This is a genomic window from Brevundimonas goettingensis, from assembly GCF_017487405.1.
Taxonomy (GTDB): Bacteria; Pseudomonadota; Alphaproteobacteria; order Caulobacterales; family Caulobacteraceae; genus Brevundimonas; species Brevundimonas goettingensis.
In genome coordinates, this window is record NZ_CP062222.1 from 1003071 (window position 1) to 1022044 (window position 18974).

Genomic DNA, 18974 nt, shown 5'->3' on the forward strand with positions numbered 1-18974 from the left:
CAGCAAGGCGGCGACGCCGACGGAAGCGGCGAGTTTCTGGATCAGGGGCATGGTCTGGGTACTCACGAAGCGGTCGCTGTGGGGGACGGCGACAGAAGGAATTTCAGCGGGACGTCGAGGCGGGCGTTCCAGGACGTCTCGTTGTGCTGGGCGCCGGGGAAGACGAGGGTCTCGAACTGGTTGGGCTGATAGCCGCGGGCGCGGAAGGTCTCGTCGACCTTGACCTGGAAGGCGGCGTAGAAGGCGTCGAGGGTCTCGTCGCCGTGGTCGAAGTAGAAGCGGCGGCCCATGGCGGGATCGGGCAGGCCGGCGGAGACGACGCCGGTCCAGGCGGCGACCAGACGCTCGCGCCAGGTGGCCAAGGGCGCGCCTTCCTCAAGGCCGACGACCTTCAGCGGCCAGTGGGTCGAGAGGCAGGCACAGGCGCCGAAGACGTCGGGGCGCTTCATAACGCTGTAGAGCGACATCAGCGCGCCCATGCTGGAACCGGAGACGGCGGTGTCTGCCGGGCCGGTCAGGGTGCGGTAGGTCCGGTCGATGAAGGGCTTAAGCTCATCGGTCAGAAAGGCGAGGTAGCCGTCGGACAGCGACGGGCCGCCGTAGATGTTCTGAATGTCGCCGCGCATGTCGTCGGGCAGGGCCGCGATCAGGTCGGCAGGGACGTATTCGCGCAGACGCAGCGGCGTGTTCCAGACCCCGACCACGATCGGCGCCCGAACCTGACCGGCGGCGATCAGCCGGCCCAGATGCTCGTCCACGCCCCACTCGCCGGAATAGGCTTTCGAGGCGTCGAACAGGTTCTGGCCGTCGTGCATGTAGAGGACGGGGTAGCGGGCGTCGGTCCCGTCATAGCCGGGCGGCAGCCAGACGGTGACGTTGCGCGTCGCCGCATGGGCGGAGGTCCTTTCCGGATGCTCGACCAGACGGCCGAGCGTGGGGACGTCGGCGACGGCGCGACCGGCGAACGGGAGCGCGGCGAACAGGGTCAGGAGGGTGCGGCGGTCCATCAGCTCTTGATCTCCTTGACCCGCAGGGCGCTCGCCGCGGCGATGAAGAAGGACACCCCGCCGATGACCAGGGCCCAGATGGCCTGGCCGCCGAAGACGCTCTTGAGGATCAGGCCCAGAAGGGTCGCGGCCACCAGCTGCGGCACGACGATGAAGATGTTGAAGACGCCCATATAGACGCCCATTTTCCGGCCCGGCACGGCGCTGGACAGGATGGCGTAGGGCATCGAGACGATCGAGGCCCAGGCGCAGCCGACGCCGATCATCGGCAGCCAGAGCAGGCTCGGGTCACGGATCAGGAAGATGCCGATCAGGCCCAGACCGCCCAGCACCAGATTGATCGCATGGGCGCCGCGCTTGCCGGTGCGTTTGGCCAGTATCGGGATCAGGAAGGCGGCGAGGGCGGCGACGCCGTTATAGACGCCCATCAGCACCCCGACCCAGTCCGCGCCCCGGCCATAGGCGGGGTCGGTGGGCGAGAGGGCGCCGAAGTGGACGGCGGTCACGGCGGGGGTGGTGTAGATCCACATTGCGAACAGGGCGAACCAGCTGAAGAACTGGACCACGGCCAGATCGCGCATGGTCGCGGGCATGGCGAAGATGTCGCCCATGATCTCGGACAGGCCGTTCGACGCGTTCGCCTGCCGGATCAGGCCGACGGCGATCTGGAGCAGGCCGAAGGCCGCCAGACCGCCGAACAGGACATAGAGCTCCTTCTCCACGCCCCAGGCGAAGACGCCCGCGACGCCGAGCGCGCCGACGATCAGCCAGATCAGGCCGCCGCCGATCCAGGCGCGCACCGGGCGGCCGGATGCGGCGTGTTCGTCGTCAGCGGCCGGGCCTTCGAAAGCCGCGATCTGGTCGGGGCTGTATTCCTTGGTCGTGAAGACGGTCCAGAGCACCGCCGTCAGCAGGGCGGCCGCCCCGACGTAGAAGGAGATGCGGACGCTGTCGGGCACCACGCCCTCGGGCGCGGTCGAGGCCACGTGGAAGACGTTCGACAGCAGCCAGGGCAGGATGGAGGCGAAGACGGCGCCGGCGCCAATGAAGACGCTCTGCATCGCATAGCCGGCGGTGCGCTGGTCCTCGTTCAGATTGTCGCCGACGAAGGCGCGGAACGGCTCCATCGTGATGTTGATCGACGCGTCCATGATCCACAGCATGGCCGCGGCGAACCACAGGCTGGGCGCATTGGGCATGGCGATCAGGGCCAGGGTGGTCAGGATCGCGCCCACGAGGAAATAGGGCCGCCGCCGTCCCAGCCGGCCCCAGGTGCGGTCCGACAGGTGGCCGATCAGGGGCTGGACCAGCAGGCCGGTCAGGGGCGCGGCGATCCAGAGGATGGCCAGGCTGTCGACCTCAGCGCCCAGGGTCTGGAAAATCCGGCTGGTGTTGGCGTTCTGCAGGCCGAAGCCGATCTGGATGCCGAAGAAGCCGACGCACATGTTGACGATGGCGACCGGGCTGAGCCGGGGCCGCATCGAGAACAGACCTGTGGTGCTGGTGCTCATGAGCGGCGGCCTCTGCCCAACGGAACGAAGCGGATCGCCTGACCCCCGCCGGGCGCGAGGGCCAGGGTCAGGGTGTCGGCCGAGGTGACCTCGCGCTGCTCGATGATGATGTCCTCGCGCTTGCCCTTGTAGTCCGCGTTCGGGCCGTCGCGATAGATTTCAGCGCGATAGCGGCGACCGTCGTCGAGGAAGTCGAGGGCGGCGGTCAGGACGCGCGGGTTCTCGTCGGTGATGGCGCCGAGGGCCCAGACGTCGGAGTTGCGGTCCTTGCGGGCGATGGTGACGAAGTCGCCGACCTCGCCGTTCAGCACCCGGGTCTCATGCCAGTCGCAGGGCACGTCCTTGATGAACTGGAACGGGCCGGGGTTTGCCTCGTAGTTGACCAGCAGGTCGGCGGCCATGACGACCGGGCTGTAGATCACGACGTACAGCGCCAGTTGCTTGGCCCAGGTCGTCTGGACGCCGCCGGGACTGCGCGTCTCCATGCCGAAGATGCCCGGGGTATAGTCCATCGGCCCGGCCAGCAGGCGGGTGAAGACCAGATTGGGCTCATGCTCGGGCGGGTTTCCGGGGTTGCCCCAAGCCGCATATTCCATCCCCCGCGCGCCTTCGCGGCTGATCATGTTCGGATAGGTGCGGCGCAGGCCGGTGTCCTTGAACGGCTCGTGGGCGTTGACCGCGACCTTGTGCCGGGCGCCGGTCTCGACGACGCGCAGATGGTGCTGGGCCATCGCCTGGCTCTCGTGCCAGGCCATGACCATCGAGCCGTCCGGGGCGGCGACGCGGGCGCCCTGGGCATCGGCGACATAGCCGGTCTTGACCGAATGGACGCCCAGCCGCTCGTACAGGGCCATGGCCGGCTCGAGCTGCTGTTCATAGTGGAAGGCGTTGCCGCCCGTCTCGTGGTGACCGATCAGCTGGACGCCCTTGGACCGGGCATGGGCGCAGACGGCCTCGATGTCGAAATCCGGATAGGCTTCGGTGAAGCTGAAGTCCGAGCCGTTGGCGAACCACTGGCCGTCCCAACCCTTGTTCCAGCCCTCGACCAGAACGCCGCCGAGGCCATGCTTCGCGGCGAAGTCGATGTGTTTGATGGTGTTCTCGGTGGTCGCGCCGTGCTTGGGACCGGCGTTCCAGCTCTTGAGCTCCAGGTGCATTTCCCACCAGACGCCGACGTATTTCATCGGCTTGAACCAGCTGATGTCGCCCAGCTTGTTGGGCTCGTTGAGGTTCAGGATCAGGCTCGAGTCGACCAGACCGGCGGCCGTGTCCGAGATCTGCAGCGTGCGCCACGGGGTGTTGAACGGGGCCTCGCGCACCACGGCGGCGTTGGTCAGGCCGGGGGTCAGTGCGCTGCGGAACTTCGTGCCTTCCGAGCGGCGCAGGTTCATCCCGGCGTAGTCTACGCAGGCGGCTTCGTGGATGGAGACGTGCAGGCCCGACTGGCCCTTGACCGTGATCGGGGTCTGGCAGGAGCCGACCTCGTCGATGGCGGTACGGTCGTAGAGGTATTCCTCGCGGTTCCACTCCCAGGCCGGAATCCACCAGGCCGTGCCGTTTTCGGCGAGGTTGAACTCGGTCAGCTCAGAGCCGATGCGGACGGTCTTGAGGCCCGCCTGTTCGGGCACCTCGTAACGGAAGCCAAGGCCGTCGTCGTACAGGCGGAAGACCACATCAACGCGGCGGGCCAGCGCGCCCGTTTCGGTGAAGCTGGCGCGGAACTCGTTGTAGTGATTGCGGATGAAGCGGCGCTCGCCCCAGGGCTGCTCCCAGGTCTCGTCGAAGGTCACGGGCTGGGCCGCCGTCAGCTTCAGGCCGCGCTCGATGGCCGGGGCGTCGGTCAGGAGGAAGCCGAGCTTGGAGGCCGTCACGACCGGGCGGCCCTGACGGATCACCGAATACATGGGGCGGCCGTCGTTGTCGGTGGTGACCTCGACCGTCAGCAGGCCGCCGGGGGAGGAGGCGCGGGCAACATTGGGCGCGGTCTGGGCGCGGGCGGGGCGCGACGTCAGGGCCGTGACGCCCGCCGCGGCTGCGGAAAGGGCCAGAAACGAACGGCGTTGCATCATGACGAAGCTTCCTTGTTACGAGGACTTGCCAGACGGCGTTGTGGCGCCGCATGAATAAGCAAGTTTTGCAGAAAATTTTGCAGACGGCCTGCCTGGAGCCCGCGACCTTGAGCCGCAAGACCACCCGACTGGAAGACCTGGCGCGTATGGCCGGGGTGTCGATCGCGACGGCGTCGCGTGCGCTGAACGACAGTCCCGCCGTCAACGACCGCACCAAACAGGCCATCTGGAAGCTGGCGCGCGAGCACGACTATCCGTTCCGCCGCTATATGCCGGCCGGCCCGATCGGGGCGCAAGGCACGATCGCGCTTGTCACGCCGCGTCCGCAGGGGCGGGAAGGGCGACTGAGCGATCCCTTCTTCCTTGAACTGCTGGCCGGCGTCGGCGAGGCGGCGCGCGAACGGGGCTGCGATCTGGTGATGAGCCACGTCTCGCCGGCCAATCTGGACGACCTGTCGGTGGCCATGACCACCAGCCGCGCCGACGGCGTCATCTTCCTGGGTCAGAGCACGCTTCACGCCGCCTTCAACCGCATGGCCGAGACCGAGAGCCGGTTCGTGGTCTGGGGCGCCGAACTGCCGGACCAGAACTATTGCTCGATCGGGTCGGACAACACCAACGGCGGGCGCCGGGCGACGGCCCACCTGGCGCGTCTGGGCCGCAAGCGTATCGTCTTCCTCGGCGATCTCGATCCGCCCGAGGCCATGCAGCGCCAGCGCGGCTATGCCGAGGCCATGGAGGCTGCCGGTCTGGGTCTGGATCCCGATCTGGTCGTGCCGGCCCATTTCGAGGTCGAGAGCGCCGAAGCCTCGGTCGATTCCCTGCTGGCGCGCGGGCTGGACTTCGACGGCATCGTCGCGGCGTCCGACCTGATCGCGCTCGGCGCCGTGCGCTCCCTGCTGCATCACGGCAAGACCGTACCCGGCGACGTCTCGGTCATCGGCTTCGATAATGTGCCCTTCAGCCGCTACAGCCGTCCGGCCCTGTCGACCATCGCCCAGGACACCATGAAGGCGGGCCGGCTGATGGTCTCCAAACTGCTCGATTCCACGGGCGACCGTGCCGGCCGGTCCGAACGCATTCCGACCGACCTGATCGTGCGCGAGACCTGCGGCGGCTGATCGCATCAGGCCCGCGCCAGCAACAGACCGGCCAGCGAGGGCAGGGTTCCGGCGGCCGGATCGGGGGTATTGACCGCCTCCACCACCTGCCAACCAGCGGGGATGCTCCACGCCTCGGGCGAGTGGCCCAGGTTGAAGACGCACAGCAGGGCCTGATCGCCCTCGCCGCGTTCGAACGACAGCACGGGACCGGCGACCGGATACATGTGCATGCCGCCGGTGCGCAGCGCCGGATAGCGGTGACGCAGGCCGATCAGTTCGCGTGACAGGTTCAGGATCGAGGTCGGATCGGCGTCCTGAACATCGACCGCCAGCGGATAGTGGCGCGGGTCGATCGGCAGCCAGGGCTCGACGGTCGAGAAGCCGGCCTGAACGGCGTCGGCCTTCCACGGGATCGGGGTGCGGGCGCCGTCGCGGCCCAGGGTCTCGGGCCAGTTGGCGATCGCCTCGGGATCGACCAGCCGTTCGAACGGGACGTGCGCCTGGGGCAGGCCCAGCTCCTCGCCCTGATAGACGAAGACATTGCCGCGCAGGGACATGAGCAGCAGCATGGCCATCTCGGCGAAGGCTTTCTCGTCGCGGCCCTCCGCCCAGCGGGAGATGGCGCGCGGGGCGTCGTGGTTCGAGAAGGTCCAGGAGGGCCAGCCCTCGCCGTCGACGCCGGGCCACATGGCCGGGCCCTGCTCGACCAGTTCGGCGCTGAGGTGGTCGGAGTAGAGATAGAGGAAGCCGTAGGCCGAGTGCAGCCGGTCAATCCCCTGGGTGTACTGCTTCATCTCCTCATTGGCGCGGTCGCCGCCGACCTCCGCGACCAGGAAGCGGTCGCCGGGGTAGGTCTCGGCCAGGGCGCGCAGGCGGCTGAGGAAGAGCGGGATCTCCGGCTGGGACTGGTTGTGGATCTTGTCCTGGAAGTCGAAGGGCCGGGTCCGCTTGCCGTTCGAGGTGAAGGCCGGGTTGTCGGTCAGCTTCGGGTCGTGGATGGCGAAATTGATGGCGTCCAGGCGGAAGCCGTCGACGCCGCGGTCCAGCCAGAACCGCATGGCGTCGATCAGGGCGTCCTGCACTTCCGGATTGGCCACGTTGAGCTGCGGCTGCTCCTTGAGGAAGTTGTGCATGTAGTACTGGCGACGCCGGGCGTCCCAGGTCCAGGCCGGACCGCCGAACACCGACTGCCAGTTCGACGGCGGCGAGCCCTCGGGCTTGGCGTCGGCCCAGACGTACCAGTCGGCCTTGGGGTTGGTGCGGTTCTGGCGGCTTTCGGTGAACCACGGATGCTCGTCCGATGTGTGGGAATAGACCTGGTCGATGATGACCTTCAGGCCCAGCTCATGCGCGCGGGCGACCATGGCGTCGAAGTCGGCCAGGGTGCCGAAGATCGGATCGACGTCGGTATAGTCCGAGACGTCGTAGCCGAAGTCCTTCATCGGCGAGGTGAAGAAGGGCGACAGCCAGACGCCGTCGACGCCCAGCGAGGCGATATGATCCAGATGGGCGGTGATGCCGGGCAGGTCGCCGACGCCGTCATTGTTCGTATCGGCGAAGCTTCGCGGATAGACCTGATACAGGACCGCGCCGCGCCACCATTCGGTGGCGGCGTCGGCAGAAGTCAGAGGATGGCTCAGGGTCTGGACGTTCACTCTTGGCCTTCCGAAACGCAGATCATGTAGTCGAGGGGAGGGACGCTAACCCGGATCGTTCCGGGCGCCGATGCCGTGGTCGGGCAGGTCCCGCGCAGGCTGTTCCACTTTTGCGACGCGGCCGCGACTTCCACATTGGCGGTCAGGGCTTCCGTCGAGGTGTTGTAGAGGATCAGGGTCTCGCCGGGCTCGCCGTCAATGACGCGTGAGACGGCGAACAGGCCGGGCTTGTCGCCGGCGAAGCGCACGATCTGGCGGCCGCGGCGCAGGGCGGGGTCGGCGGCGCGGATGCGGGCCATCTCGGCGATGCGCTGATAGAGGGGGGCTGAGGTGTCGAAGGGCGCGTGATCCCCGCCGATCCGCTTGTGGCGGGCGTAGTCGGCGACCTGGCTGGTGAACATGTCGGCGCGGGCGGCGCCGTAGCCGCCTTCGCCGGCGAAGCCCTGTTCGTCGCCGTAGTAGAGGACCGGGGCGCCGCGCGAGAACATCATCAGGGCGTGGGCCAGCGCATCCCGCGCCAGCAGTTCTTCGTCCGAGGCCTCCGGATGGGCCTTGGCGATGAAGCCGCCGATGCGGCCCATGTCATGGTTGCCGAGGAAGGTCGGCAGCTGCATCGCGCCCTGCTCGCCGCCGGCATAGAGGGCGTCGGCCATGAACAGGCGGGCCAGGGCGTCCGTGCCCTTGACCCCGTTGGCGACGTCGGTCGCCGTGCTCTGGAAGGCGAAGTCCAGCACCGCCGGATAACGGTCCACCTGGGTGAAGCGGGCCAGCATCGCCGGGTCGTGGTCATAGACCTCGCCGAAGATGTGGAAGTTCGGAATGCCCTTGGCCTTGGCGCGCTCCAGCATGGCGGGGACGAAGGCCTGCCAGAACTCGGGGTTCACATGGCGGGCGGTGTCGATGCGGAAACCGTCGACGCCGTAGCGGTCGATCCAGTCGCCGTAGATCTCGATCATCCCCTGAACCACGCGCGGGTTCTCGGTGAACAGATCGTCGAGGCCGGCGAAATCGCCCTCGGTGGAGCTTTCGCCCGTGAAGGTCGTATCGCCGCGGTTATGATAGTAGATCGGGTCGTTCAGCCAGGTCGGGACCTTCACCGTCTCCTCACCCGCGGGCAGGTAGGGGGTGTAGGCGTAGTTCGGGCTGGTCAGTCGGTCGAAATTCGAGCCGTCGAAGCCGTCATTGATCGCCGCGCCTTCGACGCCGCCCTGACGCGAATAAGGATAGTCGGCGCGGCTGCGATAGGCGCAGTCGTTCTTCGGGCATTCGCGATAGCGGATCACATCGGCCGTGTGGTTGGCGATGATGTCCATATAGACCTTCATCCCGCGCGCATGGGCGGCCTGAACCAGGGCGGCGAACTCTTCATTGGTGCCGAAATGGGGATCGACCGAGGTGAAGTCGGTGATCCAGTAGCCGTGGGCGCCGGAGAACTCGCGGCCCGGCTCGCCCTGGACCGGCTTGTTCTTGAAGACGGGGGCGACCCAGACGGCGGTGGCGCCGAGGCCCTGAATATAGTCGAGGCGGCGGGTCAGGCCGGTGAGGTCGCCGCCGTGGTAGAAGCCCTCATCGGTCGGATCGAAGCCGTTCTGCAGCTTGCCGCCCGGGATGCCGCCCGTGTCGTTGCCGCGATTCCCGTTCTCGAACCGGTCGGGCAGCAGGAAATAGATGACCTCATCCTGGGGCAGGCGGGCGCGGAAGTCGGCCGGCGCGGCCTGAACGGCGGGGGAGGTGGTGGCGGAAGCCGCCTGGGCCATCGCCGCCCCGCACACGATCATGCCCATGACACCGGTTGCAACGGCCACAGACGCACGGATCATTCGGTTTCGGGTCATTCGCCGTCCCATACGTTCCTGTCCAGTTTGCAGGCAAATGCATCGTTTGCCTGACGTGTTTGCAAGATTTTGCAAAACCGCTCTGGCCTGTCAATCGCCTGATTTTGCCGTGTTGTCCTGCGGCAAAATCGCATGCTGCGCTGCAACATCTCGATTCTAACTGTGTTTTAGCGACGCCATACCGACGGTTTTTGCGCGTCCAATCATTACGGACTTGCAAGGCTGGCGATCTTTTGCATATTTTTGCGACAGGCCAGATCGCAGCGTCAGAAACGCGGGCGGCCACCAGGGAGGTAGATGATGATCAATCGTTTCAACATTCGCGCACGTCTCATGACCGGGGGCGCCATCGGCGTCGTGGCCATGATGGCCTTCGCCGGCGCGGCCAGCGCCCAATCCACGCCTGCCCAGACCGATCCTGACGCGACCCAGGTCGATGAGATCGTCGTCACCGGCATCCGCGCGTCGATCGCCAACTCGGTCGCGGCCAAGGCCCGCAACACCTCCATCGTCGAAGTCATTTCGGCCGAGGACATCGGCAAGCTGCCGGACGTCTCCATCGCCGAATCGCTGGGCCGTCTGCCGGGCCTGAGCACCCAGCGTCTGGACGGGCGCTCGCAGGCCCTGTCGATCCGCGGCCTGGGTCCGGACTTCACCACCGCCCTGCTGAACGGCCGCGAACAGGTCACCACCGGTGACAACCGCGGCGTCGAGTTCGACCAGTATCCGTCGGAACTGCTGAGCGGCGTGACCGTCTACAAGACCCCGGACGCCGGCCTGATCGGCCAGGGCCTTGCCGGCACCGTCGACATGCAGACGATCCGCCCGCTGGCCTATGGCCGCCGCACGATCGCGGCCAACGCCCGTTATGAGATGAACGACATCGGCGCGCTGAACTCCGGCACGACCGATCACGGCAACCGTTATTCGATCTCCTACATCGACCAGTTCCTGGACGGCACCCTGGGCGTCGCCCTCGGCTACGCCCACATGGAAAGCCCCTATCAGTCCGAGCGCTTCAACAGCTGGGGCTACGCCAACCTGAACGCCACGACCCTCGTTGAGGGCGGCCTCAAGCCCTACGTCATGTCGAGCGAGCTGAAGCGCGACGGCTATATGGGCACCCTGGAGTGGAAGCCGAACGACCGCTTCTCCTCGACCATCGACGCTTTCTATTCGAAGTTCGAAAACTCCCAGGTCCTGCGCGGCATCGAATTCCCGCTCGCCTGGGGCGGTTCGGCTGGCGATTGCACGGTCAACGTCCAGAGCGCCATCTGTCGCCCGGGCCCCGCGCTGCGCGCCGGCTATACGGTGACGGACGGTTTGGTCACGGCCGGGACCTTCGACAACGTGAAGGGTGTGATCCGCAACGACTTCAACGGTCGCAACAGCGAGATCACCTCGATCGGCTGGAATACCAAGTTCCAGGCCACCGATGACTGGGGCTTCGCCCTGGATCTGAACTATTCGAAGGTTGACCGCACCGACACCATTCTGGAGAGCTACTCCGGCACGGGTCGCAACATCGCCGGTCAGTTGGACACCCTGGGCTTCACCCTGGATGACGACGGCGTCACCCATCTGACCAGCAACATCAACTACGCCGACCCGAACCTGATCCGTCTGACCAGCCCGCAGGGCTGGGGCGGCGACATCATCCCGGGCGGCCAGGACGGCTATCTGAACACGCCGACGATCACCGACGAGATCAAGGCGGTGCGTCTGACTGCGCGTCGTGAACTGCACCAGAGCCCGTTCAGCTCGATCGACTTCGGCTTCAACTACACCGAACGCCAGAAGGACTTCGTCAACGACCAGTACTTCCTGGGCGTCCCCGGCGGCGCGTCGGCTGTGGTCCCGAGCCAGTTCCTGCTGGCCCCGACCGAACTGGGCTACCTCGGCATCCCGGCGGTGCTCAGCTACGACGCCATCGGCCTGGTCAACAGCGGCTTCTACAACCTGGTCCGCAACCCCAACGCCGATGTTCTGTCGGGCAACTGGCAGGTGACCGAGAAGGTCTCGACCACCTACATCAAGGCGAATATCGACCATAACCTGTTCGGCCTGCCGCTCACCGGCAACGTCGGCGTCCAGGCGGTCTATACGGATCAGAGCTCCAATGGCTTCTCGGCCAGTGGCACGGGCGCCTCGACGGTGTCCCTGCCTGTGACCGGCGGCGCCGAGTATCTGGAGATCCTGCCGAGCTCCAACTTCATCCTCGAGACCGGCGAGAACATGTTCGTTCGCTTCGCCGTCGCCCGCACCCTGGCGCGGCCGCGGATGGATGACATGCGGGCTTCACGCAACTTCGGCTTCGATGTCTCCAAGAACATCGCCGGCGCACAACCCGACCTCAACTCTCCGTGGAGCGGCGGTGGCGGCAATCCCGAGCTGAAGCCTTACATCGCCGACGTCGTCGATCTGTCGATCGAGAAATACTTCGCCAACCGTCGCGGTTATGTCTCGCTGGCCGGCTTCTACAAGAACCTGGAGACCTTCGTGTATACGAAGAACCAGGTCTTCGACTTTACCGGCTATCCGACCGGCGGCGTTACCCCGTTGATCAACCAAGGCGTGGTTTCGGCCCCGGCCAACGGTCAGGGCGGCTATATTCAGGGCTTCGAGTTCGCCCTGTCGATCCCGGCCGAGATGATTCACCCGATGCTGGAGGGCTTCGGCGCCCAGTTCAGCTATTCGGAGACCTCCAGCGAAATCCAGCCCGATCCGACCCAGGCCCCGACCGCGGTGCCCGGCCTGTCGGAAAAGGTCGCCAACCTGACCGTCTACTACGAGCGCGACGGCTTCCAGGCGCGGATCTCGGACCGCTATCGTTCAGACTACCTGGGCGAGGTCGCCGGCTTCGGCAACGGCCGCACCCTGCGTTCGGTCGCCGCCGAAAACGTCGTCGACGCCCAGATCGGCTATACCTTCCAGTCGGGTCCGCTCGAGAACCTCGGCATCCTGGCCCAGGTCAACAACCTGACCGACGAGCCGTTCAAGACCTTCCAGAACGGCGACGAGCGCCAGACCATCGACTTCCAGCGCTATGGCCGCACCTTCCTGTTCGGTGTGAGCTACAAGTACTGACGAACCCAGCGTCGGGCGTTTCCTCCCTGACCCGACACTGAAACTTGCGCCGCTCGTCCCCCCGACGGGCGGCGTTTTGTTTGCCGCGCCTGCAAGCTGCTAGATTAATGAAAAGGCCGGGAAACAGGCCTTGGGAGAGACCATGGCTGAACCCATAAAGTCCGTTCTGATCGTCGGCGGCGGCACCGCCGGCTGGATGGCCGCGGCGGCGCTCAATCGCTCGCTCGGCCCCCACTGTCAGGTGTCGCTGGTCGAAAGCGACGACATCGGCATTGTCGGGGTGGGGGAGGCGACCGTGCCGCCCATCCGCGACTTCAACGCCTTGATCGACCTCGACGAGGCCGAGTTCATGCGCGAGACCCAGGCGACGCTGAAGCTGGGCATCGAGTTCGTCGATTGGGGCTCGAAGGGGAACACCTATCTGCATCCCTTCGGCACCTTCGGGCCGGGGCCGACGCTGGGCGAGTTCCAGCAGTCGTTTCTGGCTCTGAGGGCGGGGGACCGGATCGCCGACGACGTCGAGGCCTATTCGCTGTGCAGCCAGGCCATCAAGGCGGGCAAGGCGGCGTTCCGCGATCCCGACCCGCGCTCGCCACTGAACGCCCTGTTCACCGCCTATCATTTCGACGCCGGCCTCTATGCCCGCTACCTGAGGAAGGTCTGCGAGGGGCGAGGCGTGACCCGCATCGAGGGCGAGATCGTCGATGTGGCGCTGCGGCCCGAGGACGGCTTCGTCGATCGGGTGAAGCTCAAGGACGGCCGCGAACTGACCGCCGACCTCTTCATCGACTGCACCGGCTTCCGCGGCCTGCTGATCGAGGGGGCGCTGAAGGCCGGGTTCGAGGACTGGTCGCACTGGCTGCCGATGAACCGCGCCTGGGCCGTGCCGTGCGACCGGGTGGCGCCGACCACGCCCTTCACCCGCTCCACGGCCCGCGACGCCGGCTGGCAGTGGCGCATCGCCCTGCAGCACCGGACCGGCAATGGTCACGTCTACTGCAACGACTTCATGGGCGACGACGAGGCGCGGCAGGTGCTGCTGGACAACCTCGACGGCCCGGCCCAGGCCGAGCCGCGTCCGCTGCGGTTCACCACGGGACGGCGCAAGCGGTTCTGGGAGAAGAATGTCGTCGCTCTGGGCCTGTCGAGCGGCTTCATCGAGCCGCTGGAATCGACCAGCATCCATATGGTGCAGTCGGGCATTTATCGCCTGCTGCAGCATTTCCCCGACAGCCGCTTCAGCCCGGTGAACATCGAGACCTACAACCGGCGCATCGGCGCCGAGGTCGAGCTGATCCGCGACTTCGTCATCCTGCACTATCATGCGACCCAGAGGGACGACACGCCGTTCTGGCGGCACGTCGCGGCCATGCCGGTGCCTGATACCCTGAGTCAGCGCGTCGAGGCCTTCCGCAACCGGGGCCTGCTCTATCAGTCGGGCGCGGACGAGTATTTCAGCCAGGGTTCGTGGATGGCGGTGATGTATGGCCAGGGGATCAAGCCGACGGGGTTCAACCCGTTGTACGGCTTCCAGAACCTGGATCAGGTCCAGGCCGGCTTCGGCCAGATCGCCGAACGCTGGCGCGAGGTGGCGGCGCGGATGCCGATGCACGACGACTTCCTGAAGGCGCGGGGCATGTGGGCGGGGGCGGAATGAAGCCGGTTCCGGTCTTCCGCGGCGTCGACCGCGCCCGGTTCGAGGCCGAGATCGTCCGGGCGGGTCGTCCGGCCGTGCTCAAGGGGCTGATCGCCGACTGGCCGATCGTGAAGGCGGCGACCTCGGACGAGGCCTTGGCCGCCTACATCGGCGGCTTCGACAACGGCCGGCCGGTCCGGACCTTCGTCGGGGCGCCGGAGATGGGCGGGCGGTTCGGCTATTCCCCCGACCTCAAGGGCTTCAACCACGAACAGATGACGGCGCCTCTGGCCGAGCTGCTGCGGCGGCTGCTGGCGGGGCGGGGCGATCCGCGCATGCCGCACGTCTATGCCGGGGGCGTGCCCGCGCCGGATGTCCTGCCGGGGCTGGCCGAGGCCAATCCGATGCCGCTGCTGGATCCGGGGATGGAGCGGCTGACCTCGCTGTGGATCGGCAACCGGTCGCGGACTGCGGCCCATTGGGACCTGCCGCAGAACCTCGCCTGTGTTGTGCGGGGCGAGCGGCGCTTCACCCTTTTTCCGCCCGACCAGATCGGCAACCTCTACGTCGGGCCGCTGGACTTCACTTTGGCCGGCCAGCCGATCAGCCTGGTCGACGTCGTCGATCCCGATTTCGACAAACATCCGAAATTCCGCGAGGCGCTCGAGCATGCCGAGGTCGCGGAGCTGGAGCCCGGCGACGCCCTCTACCTGCCCAGCCTGTGGTGGCATCATGTTGAGACGCCTGAGGATTTCGGGGCCATGGTCAATCTGTGGTGGCGCGACGGGCCGGCCTATATGACCACGCCGCTGCTGACCCTGTTCCATGCCCTGACAACGATCCGCGACCTGCCGGCGGACGAGCGGATGCGCTGGCGCGCCTTCTTCGACCACTACATTTTCCAGACCGGCGACGACCCCGTGGCCCATATTCCGGTGGCGGCGAGAGGGGTTCTGGCTCCGATGACGGGCGATCTTCTGGGCCGGATCAGGGCGCTGATCGGTCGCAGCCTGCAACGTTGAGAGCGTTCTCAATTTTTGATGACAAGGGTCGCCGAATGAGCCATCAGTGGGCTCAAGGCTTCCTCGCCGGGACGGTCGCCGCTCAATGAGCGACCGGGGCAGGGGGCATTGGTCGAGGAAAAATCCATGAAGTCCGCCGTCTCCAGACTGGCCCTCGCGGCCGCGATTCCGCTGCTGAGTCTTTCGGTCCTGAGCCCCGCTTCGGCGCAATCCAGTGTCGGGGCGGGCCCCACCCCGGCCCAGGTTTCCAGCGCCCGACCCGACTCGACCGCCCATCCCGCCCTGTGGCCCCACGCTGCGTCTCCGGCGGCGATGAGCGACGCCGAGACCGAAGCCTTCGTCACCGAACTAATGAGCCGGATGACGCTGGAGGAGAAGGTCGGCCAGACCATCCAGGCCGACATCAGCACCATCACGCCCGAGGATCTGGCTACATATCCGCTGGGCTCGATCCTGGCGGGCGGCAGCTCCGGTCCCTGGGGCGACGACAAGGCGCCGGCGCAGAAATGGGTCGACCTGTCGCGCGCCTTCCGCGCCGCCGCCGCGGCCCGTCCGGGCGCCAAGGTGCCGCTGATCTACGGCATCGACGCCGTCCACGGCCACAACAACGTCCCGGGCGCGACCATCTTCCCGCACAACATCGGCCTGGGCGCCGCGCGCGATCCCGACCTGATCCGCCGCATCGGCGAGGCGACAGCGATGGAGGTGGCGGTCACCGGCGCCGACTGGACCTTCGGCCCGACCCTGGCCGTGCCCCGCGACGACCGCTGGGGCCGCTCCTACGAAGGCTATTCCGAGGACCCGGAGGTCCAGCGGTCCTACGCCGGTCCGATGACCTTGGGCCTGCAGGGCGAGCTGTCGGCCGACCATCCGCTGGCGCCCGGCCATATCGCCGGCTCGGCCAAGCATTTCCTGGCTGACGGCGGCACCTTCGAGGGTGAGGACCAGGGCGATTTCCGGGGGACCGAGCAGGAGCTGATCGACATCCATCTGGGCGGCTATCCGGCGGCGATCGACGCGGGCGTGCTGTCGGTCATGGCCAGCTTCTCGGGCTGGAACGGGGTCAAGCATTCGGGCAACCACAGCCTGCTCACCGACGTCCTGCACGGGCCGTTGGGCTTTGACGGCTTTGTGGTCTCCGACTGGAATGCCCACGGCCAGCTGCCGGGCTGCACCAACGACAGCTGTCCCCTGGCCATCAACGCCGGGATCGACATGCTGATGGCGCCCGACACCTGGAAGCCGCTCTACGCCAGCACGCTGGAGGCCGCGCGGACCGGGGTGATCCCGCAGGCGCGTCTGGACGAGGCCGTGCGCCGCATCCTGCGCGCCAAGGTCAAGGCGGGCGTCTTCCGGCCCGACCGCCCGGTCGAAGGCGACCTGTCGCAACTGGCCTCGCCCGCGCACCGGGCCCTCGCCCGCGAGGCGGTGCGTGAGTCGCTGGTCCTGCTCAAGAACGAGGGTTCGGTCCTGCCGATCCGGGCCGGGGCGCGGGTGCTGGTCGCCGGAACCGCCGCCGACGATATCGGCCAGGCCGCGGGCGGCTGGACCCTGGCCTGGCAGGGCACGGGCAACACCAACGTCGACTTCCCGCAGGGGCAGTCAATCTGGGGCGGCATCGAGGAGGCGGTGAAGGCCTCGGGCGGAACTGCAACCCTCAGCGCCGACGGCGCCTTCACCGACAAGCCCGATGTCGCCATCGTCGTCTTCGGCGAAACCCCCTATGCCGAGTTCCAGGGCGACGTCGACACCCTGGACTTCATCCCGACCGGGCCGCTGGAGACGCTGAAGAAGTTGAAGGCGGCGGGCATCCCGACCGTGTCGGTCTTCCTCTCGGGCCGTCCGATGTGGACCAATCCCGAGATCAATGCGTCGGACGCCTTCGTCGCCGCCTGGCTGCCGGGCACCGAGGGCGGCGGCGTCGCTGACGTCCTGATTGGCGATGCCGCAGGCAAGCCGCGCAACGATTTCCACGGGACCCTGTCGTTCAGCTGGCCCAAGAACGCCCGGGGTGAGCTCCTGAACCACGGCCAGCCGGGCTATGACCCGCAGTTCGCCTATGGCTATGGCCTGACCTACGCCCATGGCGCCTCGGTCGGGGCCCTGTCGGAGGAAAGCGGCGTCGAAGCGGCGACCTCCAACGTGGACCACTATTTCGTCGATGGCCGCTATGTCGCGCCCTGGGGCCTGATGCTCCGCGACGCGGGGGGCCAGAACAAGCCGGGCACGGTCAAGGTCGCCTCCAGCCCGCGCGGCGGGGTCTCGGTGCGGCCCATCGACGATCTGGCCCAGGAAAGCGGACAGCAGTTCGCCTTCTCCGGCAACGGTCCGGCCCAGGCCTTTATCGAGGGCACGCCCATCGATCTGACCCGTCAGGCCAACGGCGAACTGGCGCTCAGCTTCCGCTATCGCATCGACGCGGCGCCGCAGGGGGCGGTCGGTCTGTCGGTCGGGCAGGGCAGGGTGGACGTCACCGAACTGTTCCGCTCGGCCCCGGTGCGCGAATGGCGAACGCTGAAGGTGCGGCTGTCCTGCCTGCGCGACGCGGGCGCGGACATCGCCCATGTCGATGTGCCGTTCCGACTGGACACCGATGCGGCCTTCACGGTCTCGGTGTCGGAAATCGAACTGGCGCCGAACGCCAACGACACCGTCTGTCCCGCGAGACAATAGGGCGGCTGAACTGCTAAGCTGAACGACGGCGAGACTCGCACAAGACGGGCCGCCGAGGGGGAAGAAAAAGATGACCGCATCCGTCCACGCGACCGAACTGCTGCTGTTCTCGATACTGGTTCAGCTGATCATCATGATCGGCGCGGCCCGGCTGCTTAATCTGGCCTTCCGCAGGATGGGCCAGCCCGGGGTGATCGGCGAGATCGTCGCCGGTCTGCTGCTCGGGCCGTCGCTGTTCGGGCATTTCTTCCCCGAGCTGTCGGTCAGTCTGTTCGGCGCCAAGGCGGCCCAGCCGATCGTGATCCTGAGCCAGATCGGCCTGATCCTGCTGATGTTCCAGATCGGGTCGGAGTTCGAGTTCGGTCATCTGAAGACGCCAAAGAACCGGCGGGCGATGGTCTGGGTCTCCCTGCTGTCGATCACCGTGCCCTTCGGCCTGGGCTTCGCCATCGGTCAGATGTCCCAGCCGGTGCTGGCGCCGGGAATCAACGCCCTGGTCTACAGCCTGTTCTGCGGCGTGGCCCTGGCCATCACCGCCGTGCCGATCCTGGGCCGGATCCTGCGCGAGTTCGGCCTGACCCGCGACGAGATGGGCGTCGTCGCCATCTCCTCGGCCGCGGTCAACGACGTCGTCGGCTGGATACTGCTGGCGTTGATCTCGGCCTATGCGGCGTCCCGACTTTCGACCGCCCATGTCGGGATCCAGCTGGGCGGGCTGGCCGGTCTGGGGCTGGTGCTGTGGTTTGTGCTGCGGCCGGCCGTCGACTGGCTGCTGAAGCGGTTCCCTATCGTGGACGGCCAGATTCCGCCGACCCTGATGGCCATCGTCATCATCCTGACCTTCGCCTTGGGCATCACGACCTACAAGCTGGGCATCTTCGCCATCTTCGGGGGCTTCGCGGCGGGCCTTTTGTTCCACAAGCACGAGGACTTCGTCGTCGCCTGGCGTCAGCAGGTGGGCCAGTTCGTGCTGGTCTTCTTCCTGCCGATCTTCTTCACCTTCACCGGTTTGCGGACCAATCTGCTGGGTCTGGGTCTCGGCGATCTGGGCTGGCTGGGCGTGATCCTGGCGGCGGCGATCCTCGGCAAGATCATTCCGGTCTATTTCGGCGCCCGGATCGCGGGCTTCGATCATCCCCGGTCGATGGTGCTGGGCACGCTGATGAACACCCGGGCCCTGATGGAGCTGATCGTGCTAAACATCGGCTACGACATGGGCTTCCTGCCGCAGAAGGTCTTCACCATGCTGGTCATCATGGCCGTGGTGACCACGGTCATGACCGGGCCTCTGCTCAAATGGCTGCTGCCGAAGACCGGACATGTCGCGCCGAGGCAGGTCGAGGCCTGACCGTACCGAAAGTGAGCCGCTCGAAAGA

At 66.9% G+C, this 18974-nt stretch carries 11 protein-coding genes; 6 read left to right on the forward strand and 5 right to left on the reverse strand.

What is annotated here, in order from left to right; genetic code table 11:
• Positions 1-62: 62 nt before the first annotated feature.
• Genes IFJ75_RS05060 through IFJ75_RS05070 form a run of 3 tightly spaced genes read right to left on the reverse strand, consistent with a single transcriptional unit; the run spans position 63 to position 4587 of the window.
• A complete protein-coding gene (locus IFJ75_RS05060) occupies positions 63-1007 on the reverse strand; it encodes an alpha/beta hydrolase (RefSeq protein ID WP_207931546.1) in 945 nt (314 codons plus the stop codon).
• Positions 1007-2518 carry an MFS transporter gene (locus tag IFJ75_RS05065; RefSeq protein ID WP_225897004.1) on the reverse strand — a complete coding sequence of 504 codons (1512 nt, stop codon included), beginning with the start codon at positions 2516-2518 and terminating at the stop codon, positions 1007-1009. Before IFJ75_RS05065 ends, IFJ75_RS05060 begins: the two co-directional genes overlap by 1 nt.
• Entirely contained in the window at positions 2515-4587 is a 2073-nt protein-coding gene (locus IFJ75_RS05070; protein ID WP_207931547.1) for a glycoside hydrolase family 97 protein, read from the reverse strand. The genes IFJ75_RS05065 and IFJ75_RS05070 overlap by 4 nt, the downstream gene beginning before the upstream one ends.
• 146 nt (positions 4588-4733) lie before the next feature.
• Here IFJ75_RS05070 and IFJ75_RS05075 point away from each other — a divergent pair, with 146 nt between their 5' ends.
• A complete protein-coding gene (locus tag IFJ75_RS05075; RefSeq protein WP_404822093.1) occupies positions 4734-5708 on the forward strand; it encodes a LacI family DNA-binding transcriptional regulator in 975 nt (324 codons plus the stop codon).
• 5 nt (positions 5709-5713) lie between these two features.
• Here IFJ75_RS05075 and IFJ75_RS05080 read toward each other — a convergent pair whose 3' ends face one another.
• Positions 5714-7345 carry an alpha-amylase family glycosyl hydrolase gene (locus IFJ75_RS05080; RefSeq protein WP_207931549.1) on the reverse strand — a complete coding sequence of 544 codons (1632 nt, stop codon included), beginning with the start codon at positions 7343-7345 and terminating at the stop codon, positions 5714-5716.
• Positions 7342-9129: an alpha-amylase family glycosyl hydrolase gene (locus IFJ75_RS05085; protein ID WP_207931550.1), complete on the reverse strand. Its 1788-nt coding sequence runs from the start codon at positions 9127-9129 to the stop codon at positions 7342-7344. Before IFJ75_RS05085 ends, IFJ75_RS05080 begins: the two co-directional genes overlap by 4 nt.
• A 348-nt stretch (positions 9130-9477) precedes the next feature.
• Here IFJ75_RS05085 and IFJ75_RS05090 point away from each other — a divergent pair, with 348 nt between their 5' ends.
• The 5 genes from IFJ75_RS05090 to IFJ75_RS05110 all read left to right on the forward strand — a co-directional run bounded on the left by IFJ75_RS05090 (position 9478) and on the right by IFJ75_RS05110 (position 18946).
• A complete protein-coding gene (locus IFJ75_RS05090) occupies positions 9478-12267 on the forward strand; it encodes a TonB-dependent receptor (RefSeq protein ID WP_318781069.1) in 2790 nt (929 codons plus the stop codon).
• A 142-nt stretch (positions 12268-12409) separates the two neighbouring features.
• Positions 12410-13924: a tryptophan halogenase family protein gene (locus tag IFJ75_RS05095; RefSeq protein ID WP_207931551.1), complete on the forward strand. Its 1515-nt coding sequence runs from the start codon at positions 12410-12412 to the stop codon at positions 13922-13924.
• Positions 13921-14925, forward strand: coding sequence for a cupin-like domain-containing protein (locus IFJ75_RS05100; protein ID WP_207931552.1), 1005 nt, complete (start codon positions 13921-13923; stop codon positions 14923-14925). The genes IFJ75_RS05095 and IFJ75_RS05100 overlap by 4 nt, the downstream gene beginning before the upstream one ends.
• A 126-nt stretch (positions 14926-15051) precedes the next feature.
• Positions 15052-17598, forward strand: coding sequence for a glycoside hydrolase family 3 protein (locus tag IFJ75_RS05105; RefSeq protein WP_207931553.1), 2547 nt, complete (start codon positions 15052-15054; stop codon positions 17596-17598).
• Positions 17599-17668: 70 nt separating this feature from the next.
• On the forward strand, positions 17669-18946 hold the full coding sequence (locus IFJ75_RS05110; RefSeq protein WP_207931554.1) for a cation:proton antiporter: 1278 nt from the start codon (positions 17669-17671) through the stop codon (positions 18944-18946).
• Positions 18947-18974 lie beyond the last annotated feature (28 nt).